The 17,603-nt window shown below is 54.5% G+C and carries 11 protein-coding genes; 5 read left to right on the top strand and 6 right to left on the bottom strand.

The genetic code is table 11. The features are described from left to right. Positions 1–62: 62 nt before the first annotated feature. A complete protein-coding gene (locus H7846_RS01685) occupies positions 63–2,567 on the bottom strand; it encodes a TonB-dependent receptor (protein ID WP_255460779.1) in 2,505 nt (834 codons plus the stop codon). Between the two features lie 360 nt (positions 2,568–2,927). Here H7846_RS01685 and H7846_RS01680 point away from each other — a divergent pair, with 360 nt between their 5' ends. Next, positions 2,928–3,170, top strand: a complete 243-nt coding sequence (locus tag H7846_RS01680) for a KTSC domain-containing protein (protein ID WP_186694734.1) — start codon at positions 2,928–2,930, stop codon at positions 3,168–3,170. 9 nt (positions 3,171–3,179) lie between these two features. Next, positions 3,180–4,916 carry a ubiquinone-dependent pyruvate dehydrogenase gene (poxB, locus tag H7846_RS01675; RefSeq protein WP_186694732.1) on the top strand — a complete coding sequence of 579 codons (1,737 nt, stop codon included), beginning with the start codon at positions 3,180–3,182 and terminating at the stop codon, positions 4,914–4,916. A 177-nt stretch (positions 4,917–5,093) separates the two neighbouring features. Here the strand turns inward: poxB and H7846_RS01670 are convergent, their stop codons facing one another. The 3 genes from H7846_RS01670 to H7846_RS01660 form a co-directional block, all read right to left on the bottom strand. After that, positions 5,094–6,236 (bottom strand): hypothetical protein, encoded by a 1,143-nt coding sequence (locus H7846_RS01670; RefSeq protein ID WP_222597535.1) that lies wholly within the window; start codon positions 6,234–6,236, stop codon positions 5,094–5,096. Between the two features lie 345 nt (positions 6,237–6,581). Continuing rightward, a complete protein-coding gene (locus H7846_RS01665; RefSeq protein ID WP_186694728.1) occupies positions 6,582–7,235 on the bottom strand; it encodes a CDP-alcohol phosphatidyltransferase family protein in 654 nt (217 codons plus the stop codon). A gap of 56 nt (positions 7,236–7,291) precedes the next feature. Then, entirely contained in the window at positions 7,292–7,765 is a 474-nt protein-coding gene (locus H7846_RS01660; protein WP_186694726.1) for a GreA/GreB family elongation factor, read from the bottom strand. A 602-nt stretch (positions 7,766–8,367) separates the two neighbouring features. On the opposite strand from H7846_RS01660, the gene mltG reads away from it, so the two are divergent. The 3 genes from mltG (at position 8,368) to H7846_RS01645 (ending at position 11,749) form a co-directional block, all read left to right on the top strand. After that, positions 8,368–9,351: an endolytic transglycosylase MltG gene (gene mltG / locus H7846_RS01655; protein ID WP_186694724.1), complete on the top strand. Its 984-nt coding sequence runs from the start codon at positions 8,368–8,370 to the stop codon at positions 9,349–9,351. A gap of 106 nt (positions 9,352–9,457) precedes the next feature. Continuing rightward, positions 9,458–10,342 (top strand): outer membrane lipoprotein-sorting protein, encoded by an 885-nt coding sequence (locus H7846_RS01650; protein ID WP_255460778.1) that lies wholly within the window; start codon positions 9,458–9,460, stop codon positions 10,340–10,342. A gap of 81 nt (positions 10,343–10,423) precedes the next feature. Continuing rightward, positions 10,424–11,749: a lactate racemase domain-containing protein gene (locus tag H7846_RS01645; protein ID WP_186694723.1), complete on the top strand. Its 1,326-nt coding sequence runs from the start codon at positions 10,424–10,426 to the stop codon at positions 11,747–11,749. Between the two features lie 524 nt (positions 11,750–12,273). Here the strand turns inward: H7846_RS01645 and H7846_RS01640 are convergent. Both H7846_RS01640 and H7846_RS01635 read right to left on the bottom strand, forming a co-directional pair. Further along, positions 12,274–13,836 carry an energy transducer TonB gene (locus tag H7846_RS01640; protein ID WP_186694721.1) on the bottom strand — a complete coding sequence of 521 codons (1,563 nt, stop codon included), beginning with the start codon at positions 13,834–13,836 and terminating at the stop codon, positions 12,274–12,276. A gap of 200 nt (positions 13,837–14,036) precedes the next feature. Then, positions 14,037–17,363, bottom strand: coding sequence for a TonB-dependent receptor (locus H7846_RS01635; RefSeq protein ID WP_255460777.1), 3,327 nt, complete (start codon positions 17,361–17,363; stop codon positions 14,037–14,039). Positions 17,364–17,603 lie beyond the last annotated feature (240 nt).

The following is a 17,603-nucleotide window of genomic DNA, read 5'->3' as shown; positions in this document are numbered from 1 at the left end:
AGCTCTCCAAAAATAAGGGAGCAGCAATAGCTGCTCCCGCGGAGAGTATTCGTTGCAAATCTCTATTCATGATGCGGCGAAAGCCCGATCACGAAAGATACCGTCACGCTGCGGCCAGCAAGAAGCCCCAACGTATCCCCTGGATCGGCTTTGTAGGTTGCACCTGAAAGCGCAGGAGTGAGACTGGTAATCTGCCGAGTATCAAACAGATTGTTGAAGCTCAATCTCAGCTTGCTCTGATCGAAGAACGACCCCTTGCGAATGGTGTAGTTGAAGAACAGGTTCGTCAGGTTGAAGGAATCGATCGGCACATACTGGTTGATGACCGTGCTTCCTTTGCCACCATCGTTCCACATCGAACCGATACGCTTATTGAAGATGCCGAAGTCCAGATACTTCTGCTGGTAGGTCAGGCCCAGTCCTTCGGTATCGCCTGGCGTGCTGGCAACCCACTTGTTATAGCTCGGATTCGCTACCCCGCCAATCGTCTGCGAAACATACTTCGCCGTTCCCACAGTTCCGTTAGCGTACAGGCTCAAACCTTTATAGATATATAGATTCGCTTCCCCCTCAAAACCCTTCGCCGCGCTGTTGCCGGCCTGAGAGTAAGAGGTCGCACTTGGGTTATTCGGGTCCGGCGAAGACGTGTACACGTTCTCGAAGTTGATGTAGAAGTAGTCAGCATTTACGGTTGCGTGACGCAGCTTAACCACCGTGCCGCCCTGATAGCTCTTGGCTCCCGTCGGCTTCGGCAATGTCGAAACCACAGCACCGGTTACATCAAAGACCGAGCTCGGCGGAATCACCGAACCTGTCGAGAACTGCCCGTACACACTCCAGTTTGGCTTGATGCGGTAGTTCGCGTCCACACTGGGCAGATAGCTGTTGTATCCGGCCGAATGCGCTACAAAAGCGGCTCCATTCAGGTTGCCGACGGTCTTTCCATTGTCCGCATACTGCTTCAGGTCCTGGTTATAGTGCGCCCATTTGAAACCAGCCGTCACCGTCAGCGCGTTCGTCGCGCGGTACTCAAACTCAGCATACGGCTGATAGCTGTTGGTCCAGAACTGCTCGTGGAAGTTCGGCAGCGCATCGTCCTTACGGGTCAGCGGATTTGAAGGTATCTGGTAACGGTTGGTCGTTGCCCACTCGTACCACATGCCAGTGCGGAAGATGCCGTACTTCGAAACCTTGCTCAACGAGGTAATCTCGCCGTACTTACGATAACTGTTCAGCTTGTCAACCGCGCACGGATTGGGGGAAGTACCTGTAGTGCAGTTCTTCGCATTAATCGGCCCATTGTTCTTCGGCTGCGTCGCATAGTACTGTGCGTTGTAGTAGCTGTACGTGTAGGGCTTGGTATCGAGCGACCATCCATTACCAAACTGCTGCTTATATCCCACATACTCGAAGTCCGTCGGGACCCAGTACGTGTTATACGCCTGGTAATTCTGCTGCGTAGGATCGTTGTTCTGCAGCAGATAGTTGTAACCATTTTGCGCGATCTGCGCCCGTGTCGGTCCCTTGATGTTCGGTGTGTTCGCCGTCAACCGGATCACACCGGCAAACCCCGTCAGCACCTTCGTGTCAGAAAACTTGTATTGATACTTCAACGAACCGGCATTCCGCTCCTGGCGATTCAGCGTCTGGAAGCCATCTGATGTCATGCGATGTATATCGATCAGCAGATTGTTGCGTTTCTTTTCGCCACCGAAGTTGCCAGTATCGAACTGCCCATCCGAAAGAATCGTATTAAACGACCCATAGCTCATCCCAAGACGCAGGTTGCGCACATCGGTCATCTCCTTCGATAGCAGATTGATCGAACCGCCAAAGGGAGTCGGCCCCAGAGTGGACGCCGTTCCCGGACTGCGATCAAAGTCCACTCCACCAAGCCACTGCGACGGAAAGAACGCCCACGAGTGATGCGAAGGCGTGTTCGTATCGTTCCACGGAATACCGTCGAAAGTAATGTCGTACAAGCCATCTGAGAAACCGCGGAAGTACATCTTCGCGTCGCCCAGCCCAACACCATTGGAGTTGATGCTGAAGACACCCGGCGTCATCTGCATCACTTCGGTATAGTCCGCCACAGGCGAACTAAAGTTCTGGATAAACGCCGTGTTCACCTCTGTGCGTGCGCTGCGTGCCTCCAGCAGCCCATCCATCGGAGCGTACTGCGCTGCGATGGAGTTCGCGTTGCTCGCCTCTACCGTGATCTGGTCCGTCACAGAACCGATGTTCAGCGTAAAGCCAATCTGTATCGGCTGTCCCGCCGCCACCGCAACATTTTTCTTTGTACCGAGCGCAAATCCCGGGGCCGAGGCCTCTACGGTATAGCTTCCATCTGCAAGTGCAGGAACCGTAAAGCGTCCAAGATCATCGCCCGCGATCTTCGTTACGACATTCGTTTTCTCATTCCTGAAAACGATCGTCGCATGGGGAATTCCCGTCCCCTTCGTATCCGCAACACTTCCTGTGATCAGCCCCGCTTGCTGCGCCGTCAGCGTCGCTGTCAATACGAATCCCAAAACGAACGCGCACATCAGCGTCGTTATCTTTTTCAAACCTATCCTATGCATGCCTCAAACCTCCAAAATTGCACAACCTTTTCACTTCGGAGAAAACTCTGCTGATCTGTTCACCCCAGAGGAAGCGCCAGCAGGTTTCTGCCGCGCAGACTCCAGCTCCTGCGACCGCGAAGATTCACTCCGCCTTGCAGAAGTACCGCCTGAAATTTCATCGTGACTTTGAAACTAGAGCGGACTTGTAACGAGGTTTTTAACAGGACGTGAATGCAAGGTTTAAATCGCTGCAAACAGGTGATTTATACTCAACGCCTTCTTTTTGAAGACTAAGTGTGACTTAAGCTGACTATGTTTCAGCGGTACAGAAACACGCATCGAAGAACATACGGATCACCCACGATGCCTTCTAGCGTCATTGCCGCCATGCACTACGACGACCGCGCCCACATCCTCACCATCATCTACCGTGGCAAGCGCGGAGCCTATCGTTACTACGAAGTCGCGCCTGAGGAGTATGCTGAGTTTCGCTCTGCTCTTTCCAAAGGAACATATCTGAATCAGATCTTCAAAGCACGCCAGCATCCTTACGAACGGGTCGGCTCATCTCATATCATTCACCCTGCGAACCCAGATCGCCCTTAGGAGACATTGATGGCAAAGACAATTGCAGACGTGATGGTCGAAAGCCTAAAGAACGCCGGAGTCAAACGCGTCTATGGCCTTCCAGGTGACTCCTTGAATGGCTTCACCGATGCCATCCGTAAAGATGCCGCTCTGGAGTGGGCCCACGTCCGCAATGAGGAGGTCGCCGCCTTCGCCGCCGGAGCCGAAGCGCACCTCACCGGATCACTCGCCGTCTGTGCCGCCAGCTGTGGCCCCGGCAACCTGCACCTCATCAACGGACTCTTCGATTGCCACCGCAGCCGCGTTCCTGTCCTCGCCATCGCGGCCCACATCCCTCGCGTCGAAATTGGCAGCGGCTATTTCCAGGAAACGCATCCCCAGAATCTCTTCAAAGAGTGCAGCGACTACTGCGAGATGGTCAGCATCCCCGAACAGATGCCGCGCATGCTTGAGATTGCCATGCGAAGTGCCGTCTCTCGATCTAGCGTCTCCGTCATCGTCGTTCCTGGCGAGATCTTTCTTCACGATGCTCTCGACGACAACCCCATCCTGCCTATCCGTACTCCACAACCACTCCTTCGCCCGAATGATGAAGAGTTGCGCGAAGCCGCGAACCATCTGAACGCAGGAAAGAGAGTGACCATCCTTGCCGGAGCCGGATGCAAAGGTGCCCACGATGATCTGATTGCTACAGCCGCAAAGCTGAAAGCACCCATCGTCCATGCCCTGCGCGGCAAAGAATATATCGAATACGACAATCCTTATAACGTCGGCCTCACTGGACTGATCGGCTTCAGCTCCGGATATCACGCCATGGAAGACTGCGATACCCTGCTGATGCTCGGCACCGACTTTCCCTATCAGCAGTTCTTCCCCACGAAGGCAACCGTCCTTCAGATCGATGCTCGTGGCGAGCAACTGGGCCGCCGTACACCGATTCATCTCGGCCTCGTCGGCACCATCCAGCACACTCTGCCCGCGCTGCTTCCATTACTGAACCAGAAGACCGACGCCGCCCATCTCGAGACTCACGTCAACGACTTCAAAAAAGTATGTGAGGGCCTCGAAGATCTCGCGCAGCCCGACAACAATCGCACTCCCATTCATCCGCAGTATGTCGCGCGCCTCATCGATCAGTTGGCTGCGGAAGATGCCATCTTCACCTGTGATGTCGGAACCCCCACAGTCTGGGCCGCACGCTACCTCACCATGAATGGACAACGGCGCTTGCTCGGATCTTTCGTGCATGGCTCTATGGCCTCAGCCGTCCCTCAGGCAATCGGAGCACAGGCATCGCATCGCACACGTCAGGTCGTCGCTCTCGCAGGAGACGGCGGACTCGCTATGATGCTTGGCGATCTCCTCACCCTTCGACAGCTCAAACTCCCCATCAAGATCGTCGTCTTCAACAACAGCTCGCTTGCTTTTGTTGAACTGGAAATGAAGGCCGCCGGCATCGTGAACTATGGCACCGCGCTCGACAACCCCAACCTCGCCAATCTGGCGACTGCGGCAGGCCTGCACGGCGTTCGGGTCGAGCAGCCCAACGACCTTGAAGATGCTCTGCGAACGGCCTTCCAGGTCCCTGGCCCTGCACTGGTTGAAGTCATAGTGAATCGGCAGGAGCTTTCCATGCCTCCGTCCGTCACCTTCGAACAGGCCAAAGGCTTCTCTCTCTGGGCGGCAAAATCCGTTCTCAGTGGACGCGGCGACGAGGTACTCGATCTGGCAAAGACGAATATTCTCCAGCGAATTCTTAAATAACGTTCCACCAAACCCACAGGTTTATCGAACCACCATCGCAGCGAAGAATCCCTGTCTTGTTGCAGGATTCCCTTCAACTCCGATGAAGTGTCATCTTGAACGAAGTAATTTGCGCATTCTGCAAATTGAGAAATCAAAAGATCTGCGATTAGTTCCGCCAAAGGTCTACGCTTAGCACTACATCCTCTTCACCGTGTGCCACGACATCGCCTCATCTTCCAGCACCTGCAGCAGCATATTCTCCGGCGGAAGAAACCGCTTCACCATCCCGGGAATCATCCGTGCAATTGGCGATTGCCGCATTACAATCAGGTCCGTAGATTTCTCTGGAACGAAAGCGTGGCTCATCGAATGGGTCGTTCCGCCCTCCACATACATGCGCCGCGTGCCTCGCTGCACTTCATGCTCGATGTGAAAAGCTCGCATCACGGTTGCTAAAGAGTACTCCGGCATGTCCGTGCGATTAATCTGCCAGTGCATCTCGAAGTTACAGTCGTAGTACCGACCTCCCATCAGGCTCAACCAACGGCCATCGCGGTCCCGCAAACCGCAAAACAACGGGGCCTTCATATAGCCGAGCGAATCATAGCGCCATCCTGCCGTCTCATCCGATACCGGATACGCCGAGATGCGATTCAGCTCAATGAAGTCCTCGCGCGAAATCTTCACCTCCGGAACGAATACGCATCCCAACTGGTTCTCGGCACGGCGGCGATAGTAACGCAGATGGTTTCGCGTTCTTGCTCCCAGCTTCGCCAGTGTCATGTCCAACGTCGCTTCAAACGGAAGATATCCCGCGATCTCGCGCTCACGGCTGGCCCAACGGCACGAATACCTCGAGTCTTCCAGCACCTGTTCCCCTAGCGCGGTATTGATCGCGACCTCCTCATGTCGAAAGGAGATCAGGACACACTGTGCGCCCCGCTTCAGCAGATGGCGGCACGCAGACAGGGCAAACAACGTTCGTTGAGAAGGTCTCGAGACTAGTGTCCTTCGACCCGTCGTGTCGTCCGTCGCAAAGATCCCGGTCCCGCGTCCCGCAATATGGTGTTCGTACAACAACACCGTTGCATCAGGGGCATCAGCCTGAATGTTTCGAGAGAGTGATAGAAGAGAAGGCGTCTTCTTCCGAAGCTGCGGACGGGAAAGAAAAAAGTTCAGGTCGTCCATGGCGCCGGGTTGAATGCATCGGTTAGCAAGTCCTTTAAGGGCCGATTGCATTTGTAAAATTGAAAAAGCTCCACGCATCACGTGAAGATTTGAAGACTGCGCTGGAGACGAGACAGCACTACTGGAGCTCACAGACACTGTGGAATACATACATCCAATCCCCTCGGAAAAAGAAGCAGCTTTCAGGCAAAAACTGATGCAAGTAAGTCAGCTGATCCGTCAGGGCCCACGTGCGAGCTCACAAAGAGACTCAAAAACATACTAACGCTGTTTCTCACTTTAGATAGATGCTTTTCTTTACGAAAACAACAAAAAAGCGAGATCCATCATCTTCGCTGCTGGGTTCTCATTTATGGAAAAAGGCGACATCAGTGGGAACATTCGCGCTCACAATCAAACGCTAACCGTGTCGCCCTGCGTGACTTCGAAGGAAACGAGCGTGGGCCGCGTGCTGATATAAGGGAGCGCAGCGACATGCGTGGGGTCATTGACCCGCTACTGTTTTACGGAAGCCTCAAGAACCGCCTGCGATACCTTCCGGCGCTCGGTTTCGAGATAGGTATACCGGATCCGATGGATCACCGTAATCGTCGAAAACACGGCAAGCACCCAGAGAGCAGCGGCCATCACGCCCCAACGATTGAAGAGCGCACCCAGAATGACGCAGACGATCCGCTCCGGACGTTCCATAAAGCCGACCTTGCAGGTCCCAATCAGCGCCTCAGCCCGGGCACGCGTGTAGCTCACCATCAGGCACGCCGTCATCACAAACGCCACCAGCCCCACATAGAACAACCGGTTGCCGCGTGCATAGTAGACCAGCAGGCCAAAAAAGATGGCGACATCGGAGTACCGGTCGATCACGGAATCAAAGAACGCTCCAAAGATCGAAACCTGGTTCGTCTGACGTGCCACCCGGCCATCCACCATGTCGAAGATTCCAGCACCAATAATGATCAGGCCGGCATAGACGAACATGCGGTTGGCGTGTGGACCCCGCGCAAAACCAAAGAAAAGCGCGGCAACAATATTAATGATCAGACCAATGAACGTGAGCGTGTTTGGAGAAATACGGGAGAGCGCCAGACCGTTGACGATCTTCTGCAACAGCCAGCCGCTCCCCTTCCCAAATGCGCTTGTCCAGGTCAATCTCTTCCTCTACCGCTTCTTACTGCTGGCACAGCAATCTGCTGTGCGCCCAAACCTTACTCCGTCACGTCGTGAATCGTCACCAGCTTAAGGACCTCAAGTTCACGCTTGCCGTTCGGAGTGACAACAGTAGTCGTATCGCCCACCTGCTTTCCAAGCAGCGAGCGGCCAATTGGGGACGTCGTGGAGATCAGCCCTTTGGCGACATCCGATTCCTCGCTGGTCACCAGCTTGTAGACGATCTCCTCGTCCTTCGAAGTATCGAACACCGTGACGGTGGCACCGAAGCCAACCTTGTCGTGCGGGATGTTCGAAAGATTTACCAACGCCAACTCGCCCATCCGCTTTTTGAGCTGACCCAGGCGCGCGTTCACAAACTCCTGACGCTGCTTCGCCATGTGGTACTCGGCGTTCTCGCTCAGATCGCCTAGGGCGACCGCCTTCTTGATCTCGGCTGGAAGCTCAGTCGTCAGCTCATACTCCAGCTGCTTGATCTCCTCCTGGAGCCGTTTCATGATCTGTTCTGGCATTCTGCCTTCCTGATACCTGGCATGTTTCAGACCCGTAAATCATCCACAAACAGGGAATTCCCCCGCAGGCTCAAAAGCTCGCGTTTGGGGGTCGAAAAGATGATTATACGACTTCGCGTCAGAATCGCCCGTCCATCCCATACCTCCTCCAGTCCCCCGCAAAACCATGTCAAGTCTGTTTCTATTTATCTCTTTTAGAAACATAGCCTTACAAATGCAGAATCACCCGATCCACTCCTCTAAAATAGAACTAACGACCAAAAGTAATAATTTGATCGAACCCGACAGAAGTGTCATTTCGACCGTAGCCCATAGGGCCAGAGCCGAGAAACCTGCTTCTCCAACTCAGAAATTCATGTCTTCTCGAAGTGTCATTTCGACCGTAGCTGCAGCCGTAGGCGCAGCGCAGTGGAGAAATTCCCGCATTTCCTCAACTGTCGATTTGCACCCGACCACCCGTAAACCGAACAAGTACAAGCCTAACTATCGACAATTGAATACTTTGCATCAAATTGACGGGGGAGGGTGTCTATGACACAAGCAGTGCAAAACGAATCCCTTTCCTCCTCTAAAATAGAGGCCAACCGGAGGCTCTCCCCGCTTTGAAGTTTCTCGTTACCCTGTTTCTCCTCGTCCTCCTCGCCGCCGGCGCAGCGTACTGGTTTGCCTACACCCCCTTCGGCCCTTCGAACGAAACCTTCGTCGAGATCACCCCGCACACCGGGACCCAGGCCATGGCCTCGCAGCTTCAAGGTGCCGGGATCATTCGCAACCGGCACGCCTTTGAGTTGCTCCGCCTTGTCCGCGGCGGAACTCTCAAAGCCGGCGAGTACCGCTTCGACCACCCCGCCCCCATGACCGAGGTTTATAACCGCCTCGTCCGGGGAGATATCTTCACCCACGCTCTCACCATCCCCGAGGGCTACAACATCTTTGATATCGCCCAGGCCGTCCAGGACGCCGGGCTGGGGCAACGGGACGAGTTCCTCCAAGCCGAGCGCCAGCACACCGAGCTGATCGCCGAGTGGACCACCAACGCCCCCCATCCACCCGACTCGCTTGAAGGTTATCTTTTTCCAGACACCTATCACTTCGCCCGCCACACCTCGGCCGTGCACATCCTGGCCACCATGGTGCGTCGGTTCCGCCAGGCAGCACAGCAACTGAACCTTCAAGGCGATATCTCCCGTACCGTCATCCTCGCCTCGCTCGTCGAGAAAGAGGTCTCACAGGACGCCGAACGGCCGCTCGTTGCGGGTGTCTTCGAGAATCGCCTCGAAAAGTCGATCCCACTCGCGACCGACCCGACCGTCATCTACGCGGCGATGCTCGAGAACCGCTGGCGTGGAACCATCCACGTCTCCGACCTGCAATCCAACTCGGCCTACAACACCTACCGCCGCGCAGGACTACCGCCAGGCCCCATCTGCAACCCCGGTATGGCTGCCTTCCGGGCTGTGCTCTCTCCGGCCAAGACCGACTATCTCTACTTTGTCTCCGATGCTGCAGGACACAGCCGCTTCTCCGCCACCCTCAAAGAGCACAACCAGAACGTCCAGGCCTATCGCAAAGCACGACAACGTTAAGAAAACCTTGCACTTTGCGGAACCTTTGCGTATCCCCACTCATCTAAATCCTCTGGTACAACAGCTTCCATTGAAATCCAGACGGATATACTTAAGCTTCGTGCGCATGAAGATTAAACAAGCCCTGGCGCTGGGGATGGTTGGGCTCCTCCCCACACTAACGGGATGCCTCTCCCACACCCGTTATGTCCCGAAGACCCGTGTCGCCGATGTCATTATCAGCACTTCGCTGGACGCCATGGCAAGGCAGATCGTATCCCGCTACGACTCCATGCAGACCTTCAACGCTAGTGTCGAGATTTCGGCTACGACCGGTGGCGGTCTTCAAGGAAAGGAGATCCAGTACACCTCTTTCGCCGGTTACATCCTCATGCGTAAGCCGGAATTCCTCCGTGTCTTGCTGCTGGTTCCCGTCGTGCGTACACAGGCCCTCGATATGGTCTCTGATGGACAGAGTTTCAAGCTTCTGATCCCTCCTCGCCACCGGGCCATTGTAGGGAGTAACACCGTCACAACACCTTCCAAGAACGGCCTGGAAAACCTCCGGCCGGACGTCTTCTTCGATTCGATGTTCATCCAGGGACCGGAGCAAGGCCAGCTGATCTCGATGACCACCGATATCCGGGTGATCGAGTCCGGAAAGAAGAAAAAGGATCTGATCGAAGAGCCCGCCTATGCTCTGCAGATTCTTGCCAAACCCGACGACCAGACCGTCCGCACTCTTCGCGTGATCCACATCAACTCCACCGACCTGCTGCCCTATCAGCAGGACATCTACGATACCAACGGCCAGGTAGTTACGAAGGCGCACTACAGCAACTACCAGTTCTACGGCAACACTCCTTATCCTTCGAACATCATCATCGAGCGGCCTCGCGATCACTACTCCCTGACCGTCAACATCACCAAGCTCACCCTCAATGGCAAACTTGACGACGATCAGTTCGAGCTGAAAATCCCTGAAAATATCGCCGTCGAGACGTTGAAGTAATCAATCTTTCTCAACTGAACGCCTCTACTTTCTTTTCTATATAAACTGGTCTAACCATTTATCCAGAGAAGGTTCCAGCCAATGCCCTGGTTTTCTGTAGAAGCAGACGCACTTACGGAACAACAAATTAAAGAAGCTGCCCAACGGCTGGTCGACGAAGCGCAACACCGCATCGCGCCGCAGCTGAAACGAGTTCTTCTATTGCCGCCCGACCTGACCCGTGCTCATTCAGGAGTCGGCAAGATTACGGAATGGGTCTACCAGGAGATTCTTGCCCGCGAGCCCAATGCATACATTCGCATCATCCCGACTCTTGGCCAGCATGTCCCCCACACGGAAGCCGAAAATAAGTGGATGTTCGGCTCGATTCCGAACGATGTGATTCTCGCGCACGACTGGCGCAATGGTGTCTCGCCCGTAGGCACGATTCCTGCCTCACTGGTTGCCGAGACCACTGGCGGGGCTGCTGACTGGGAGATTCCCGTCGAGCTCAACTCCACGCTGATGGATCAGCCCTGGGACCTGATCGTCAATCTGGGCCATGTTGTTCCCCATGAAGTGCTGGGGTTCGCCAATCACAATAAGAACTATTTCATCGGCCTTGGGGGCAAGCAGACGATCTGTGCAGCGCACATCGCTGCAGCAGTCTATGGAATCGAGAAGAACCTCGGCTGCCTGGTTACACCTCTTCGCGCTTGCTTCAACTACGCCGAGGAAGCCATGCTCAAACATCTTCCGGATGTCTATCTCCAGATCGTGATGCAACGCGACGCCGAAAACCGCCTGGTTACCAGCGGGCTCTATATCGGGGACGACCCGGAGACTTATCTTCAGGCAGCTCGTCGTTCGCGCGAACAGAACATCACTATCTTTGAGAAGCCCGTAAAAAAGGTGGTAGCGGTGATGCAGGCCGATGAGTTCCGTGCAACGTGGGTAGCGAATAAAGCCGTCTATCGTACCCGCATGGCAATCGCCAATGGCGGCGAACTGCTGATCATCGCTCCCGGTGTCGAGCGTTTTGGCGAACAGCCTGAGGTCGATGCTTTGATCCGCAAGTACGGGTACAAAGGAACTCCACGCACCCTCGAGTTCTACAAAACCGAAGCAGACATGCAGGCCATTCCGCATGGAGTCGCTCACCTGATCCATGGATCGAGCGAAGGGCGCTTCACCATCACCTACGCTCCGGGTCCAAAGATCTCAAAGCAGGAGATCGAGCAGATCGGCTATCAGTACGCTTCACTTGCCGAGGTACAGCAACGTTACAGCCCCGACAGGATGAAGGAGGGCTGGAACACGATGCCCGATGGCGAAGAGGTCTTCTACATCTCCACACCGAGCGCTGGCCTATGGTCGACCTACGAAAAGCTGCATAGCCCGCTGCGGCGAGAGCTTGTTCCTGCCTAATAAGTTCGAGAGAAAGGCTTAGCACCGATTGCCACCGGTCACACCGATTGCAAAATGACGACCGCGGGATCAGCACGGAGAACACGGACTAAAAAGCTAAAGAATGGATTTGAAACACGAGGTGAAAGCAGTTCGATCATGAGGGCGTATACGACCAATTGGATCCTTCGGCCTTATTTTGAAATGTCATCTTCGCCCTGCGTAGTGGGGACCCTGTTCGCGGTGGAATGACTATATGGGAGATCTCAAAAAAGAGATTGCATAACTTGTCGATACGTCGCAAATCTCAGCCCTTCTTCATCGTGGTTGAGCGACACAGTAACTCAAACTGCTGCGTCTCTATGAGGACATGGTGGCGACTCTTCAACAACTGCATTCAAGCGCGCACTCCGAAGTCTGAACGAAGAACTGAACCGGCATGCCGCCATTCCTTACCTATTGCTTTCGGCTTCTGCTCTGCTTCTCCTTCTGTCTCTCCCAATTGCGTGGTTCTTTGTCGTCAATAAACAGAGAACCTGAAGAAGCTATTCCGGAAGACGAAAAATCACGCGCACCTGCGTGACAGCCTTCACCGGCCTCCCGTTGAGGAGATATGGCTTGTATCTCCACTTCATCACCGACTCCTCCGCAGCAGCATACAGATGAGGATCGCCACGGATAGCTCGCGCCGCCTCCACCGCTCCAGAAGGAGAGATCACCACCTCAACCTGCACGGGCCCTTCAATTCCTCTGGCTTTAGCAGCCTCCGGATAAACCGGAACGCGCGAGACCATCAGGTTATCTTCCATTGTCGAGGAAGATACACGGACCGCGCCCTGCTGCAACTCATCGAATGCAAGCGCATTCTGGCTTGTAACTTGTTCTATAGGTGTAGAAGAAGAAGCTCCTCTAGTTGGCGCGCTCTGTTGCTGTGGAACAGCCAAGGACTCTGCTGGCTTCTGCACTTCCGGTGAAGCCGCTTGGGTTGCGTTATCTGAAGCAGGCAGCTGCGTCGGCGCAGGGGTAACAGGAGCAGGACTCGATTGCGATGTCGGACTGCTTGCAGGCTGATTCGCCGCGGGATTCTGCTGTTGCTTCTTGCCAACAAGGCCCTGAACTTCCTGTTGAAAGAAATTCCATTTCTCCTTCGCCCACGGGGTGTAACGCTCCACCATCTGACGGCCGTATCCACGGTTGATGGCAAACCAACCCGCAACTGCAAGCAGAAGAAGAACGGCCGGAATTCCGATACGGACCACCTTGCTTCGAGGATGGTCTTCGGAATACGTAGCCAGGGGAACGTGGATCGAGGGATCGTCGTCTGGATCTGAAAGGATCAGCCCGCGTCTTGAAAGGCTGCGCCTGGAACGGGGAGCAAAAATCTCTCGCTCTGACACAGCTGGCACTTCTACGATGCGCGGAGCCTGCGCCTGCTGTATCGGTGGCTCTACAGGAGCAACGTTTTCTGGTTTTGCCGCCCTTGGCTTTTCTGATTCAGATGCAGGCAGGATTTTTTCCTGCTTCATGGCAGAAAGTTGCTCCTGCAATTCACGATTCGATCGTTCTAATCGTTGTAAGGCGTCTGCGATGGCCTGAGTGACCGTATCGGAGGACCTTGCCTGATTCAGCTTCGAAGAGTACTGCTCCTCTCTGCGCCGCAAAACTTTTTGAGCGAAGTCCAATTGTTCCAGTTGTTCTAGTTTTTCTGGAGATTCTGAAGAGAACGCTTCCTCCTGTGGCTTAACAACTGGGGGTGGCAGATTGGGCGCAGCAACATCCACGCCTGCAAGCATCTGCCGCAGCGCATAAAGCGTCTCACCATAATCCCTTTCTGCAGCCTCTAGAGTCAGGTTGGACGCCCCTGCCACTACAACCTCTAGCATCTCTTCATCTGAAAGCGCACCTCGCTCTCGCACACTCAACTCACCCGCTATCGCCCAGAAATCCATCGCGAAATGGCGGTTCTGTTGCAGGCTGGTAACAAGATCGTTCAGATTGTCGGGCTCCCCAAAAGGAACACGATGCATATCGCACAACGACTGGAATCGCTTAACCGTCGGGCCATGCATCTCTACTTCGTCCACGAGCGACGTAGTCTTTTCGTTCATGCAGCTTTAGCTCCATTGCCTGTTCCCCCGTTAGTTGGATGCAATAAAGGCTGCGGAAAAATAACACAGGAATCACAAAACTACGATGTGACCTGCGCTCAGTAAGATAGGGATGAATCTGTTCTGCTAAGTGAATCTCATGTGGAAAATATTAGCGTGCAAAAAATTGCACGTATCCATCAAACTCCCTGTTCGTCTGACTAAAAATCAATCTTGAGACTTAGCTGAACCTGACGCTCGCGCGAGGTATTTGTTGTCGATGCTGTATAGGTTCCGAAGGGACGCACATTGAGTCCTTCGGCGGCAATCGTCGCAGCATCCTGATAGATCAGCGGGGTGACTCCATTGGCCAATGGAGTGCCCACGAGAAAAGCCCTCTGCTGAATTCCCGTGTAATTCACGTGGTTCACTACATTGAAGGCTTCGAGCATCGTGCGAACGCGCGCATGATCTCCTGCCTGAAAGACTCGCGTCAATCGCAGGTCGATCCGGTTGGTATCGGGAAGACACAGAGTGTTACGTCCGACCGTAGGCAGATACACTGCCCCACCCGAGCCGTTGATGCTCTCTCTTCCTCCCGTCAGCCGCGTCCCTCCAAAGATCTCGTAGCTGTAAGGTCTTCCACTCGTCTCGAAGAAGACACCTGAGAGTGTCCATCCATTTGCAACACGCGAAAAGAAACGATCTGCAATTTGTACGCGCGGCTCCCAAACCGCACTTACAACCAGCTTGTGCGGAAAGTTGAGCCGCGAAAGGCCCTTATCGTATCTCACATCAAATGGATCGAACTGAGAGTTGCTCCGTGGTGTGGCTCCTGCGTTTTGCCCCTGGTCAATAGCTTTCGACCATGTCCATGCCGTGCGAAACTCCAGCCCGTGCCGATTGCGTCTGCGAGCTTCCAGCGTAAGCGCGTTGTAACTCGCGGAAATATTGGATGTGATCGCGGTGACCGGACCGTAGTCGTTACTTCTTCGAAGGCTGTACACCGGCACTGCGAAAAATTGACCACTCTGAAGACCAGCGACGTCATCTCCTCCCTGAACCTGAAAGATTCTCGTAGCTGTCGATGGAGCAATATTGATGTCAACAGCACCTGCGAGCTGACGGTCGATGTTCATCAGATAGGTAGCGCTTGCAACTACACCATTTCCAATGGGCTGCTCGTAGGACAACGTTCCCTGTTGCACCATCGGAGAACGGAATCTTCTGTTGAAGACCGTGGCCGATGTCGTCGAGGAAATTGCAGCTGGCGGAGTCGAGACATATGTACACACATATCCGAACCCCTGATTCGCAACCTGCGGACACGAGGTAATCGTCGTCGGCGTGATGCGGATATGCGTCGTCGAGGAGCTTTGCGCCGTATTGATCAATGCACTCTGAATCAGAGTTCCCGGAACGCGACCGTAATACACGCCATATCCCAGCCGGACAACACCACGTCGGGTACCGAAGGGAGCCCAGGACGCCCCGATGCGCGGACCGAAATTGTTTCGGTCTTCCGGCAGAACTCCTGTTGCACCTACGTCGCCGAAGACCGCATCCAGCGCCGCATTCGGATGCTGTGGCAACGGAAACAAGACATATTCATAACGCAGGCCAACGTTCAGTGTCAGGTTTGGCATAACGTGCCAGCTGTCCTGAACAAAGCTGGCCCACTCCTGTGTGCGAAACGAGATCTTCTGCTCCCCAAAGCTCTGTGTGAAAGATCGGAAGCAGAAGTAGTGGATCGAAGCATTGATAGAAGGGCATCCGCCATTTGGATATGCGTGGACATTGAAGGTGTAGTCTGTGATCCAATCCACCAATCCACCCGCATGGCCGTTTGTCGTTCCACTGTCATAGTGGAAGCTGCCGATCGTATTATCCAGTCCACCAATCTCATCGTGAAGGAAACTGAGATCAAATCCTGTCTGGAGAAGATGCCTCCCGAATCCCCAGGTTGCCGTGTCCACTACTTGTTTCCTGTTTTCGTTGGGATAAGCTGTTCGTCCCACACCGGCAGGTGTTCCGAACGTCAGCCCTGCGGAATCAATCGCAATCTCCGGTGCATACCCTCCCAGTCCGATTGCAGGTTCTTCTGGTAGCGGCGCCTGAGCTTGTTTGTACTGAAGATCGCGACCATAAGCAGCTCGTAGTTCGTTCGCAAAATGCGACTTGCTCCACGTCCAACTCGTTGAGATTGCGTCCAGCTTTGTATATCCGCTGCCCAGGCTTGCTCTTCCACGATCCACTACAGGAGCACCCCGCAATCCGCCGGGCGAAGCCGAACGCACACGGTTGTACTGCACGCTCAGGCGATTACGGGAGGAGAGTTGCCAATCCAGTTTGGCGAAGTTGATCGTCTGGTCGTCGCGACGATTGGTCTCGCCCGTAAGCCCGCTCAGGTAATTTAACGCCGCATTCGCCTGCGCAGACCTAACTCCGCGATTCGCCAGCAACGCTGCCTGGGTTGCGGTCAAACGATAGAAGTTCGGATCGCCAGGAGAAGAAATCGCAGGAAAACCCCGCCGCTGCTGATCAAACGCGTAGAAATAAAACAGCCGGTTCCGAACAGCGGCTCCGCCAATCGTTCCGCCAAACTGCTGGCGTAGGTCATGAGGCTTGACCACGCGGCTCGTTACCAATCCATCTTGATAGCTTGTGGCAATCGAAAAAGGATTTGCCGCAGACCATCCGCTCGATCGCGCAATGTAGAAGCCAGAGCCGTGTACATCGTTCGTTCCGCTCTTCGAAATAGTCGCGATCGCACCGCCAGCGCCATGTCCATATAGTGCGGAGTAATTTTGCGTACTTACGCGAAACTCGCGTACAGCCTGCTGCGAAAACGTGTAGGCAGCTCCCGACCTTCGCCACGAAGCTGCACTTCTCCGCGCCCCCCCTGGCTCCACCCCTGTCTCTTCCTCACGATCGCTCCCACCGTTTTCAGCTCCCCGAGGAATGCCTTGAAAGCTTTGATCATCCGAGGCTCCGTCCAGCATGGTTACATTCTGCGATGCCGATAATCCGCGAAAGCTCTGGAGATCTCCAGCTTGTCCCTCAAGATTTGCCGCCGGAGTCAACGATGCAAGGCTTTGCCAGCGACGGCCATTTGCAGGAAGATTCTCCAGTTCCTGCGCTCTTATCACATTGGTGACCGCCGCTCCTGAAGGTTCCTCCAGGCTGATTTCACCGGCACCCGGATCAATATTGCCAAGAACGATGACGTTCGCTTGAGAACTCGCCGCTCGCAACCGAAGATTGATTTCTGTTGTTGCGCCCACCTCGCTGACAATCGCGTCCAGGATGGAAGAAGCAAAACCAGGAGCGCTGATATTGGCGCTGTAGCTGCCTGCGGGAAGATGCGCGAGAAAGAATTCTCCTTGAGCATTGCTCGTGGTTCGAAAGAGAAGTCCGCGGGTATTGTCTTCTACGCGAACCGCAGCCCCCGCGATAGCGGTCCCGGCTTTATCAAGGACAAGACCTCGAATCGCTCCGTCCGACGCCGTTTGTCCTTGAAATCGAGGTAGCAAAACTATAAAAAACAAAAATATTAGCCACCTAAATTGTCCGATTCGCCTCACAACCATCCGCTTCTGACACGAAGAACATCACTGTCTTCGCGAACCGAATATGTCCTCTCTCCGAAATGTCGATAGACGTACGACCGGAACCGAAGACGTACCTCAAGCCGACGCTCCTCTTGGCCTATGAGACTGAGGGCCCGATACAGATCAATACGGACTGAAAAGGAGTCAGGAGAAGATTAGCGAATCTTGCAGGCAAGT

The organism is Edaphobacter sp. 4G125, assembly GCF_014274685.1.
GTDB lineage: Bacteria > Acidobacteriota > Terriglobia > Terriglobales > Acidobacteriaceae > Edaphobacter.
This window is presented reverse-complemented; position numbering and strand designations above follow the sequence as displayed.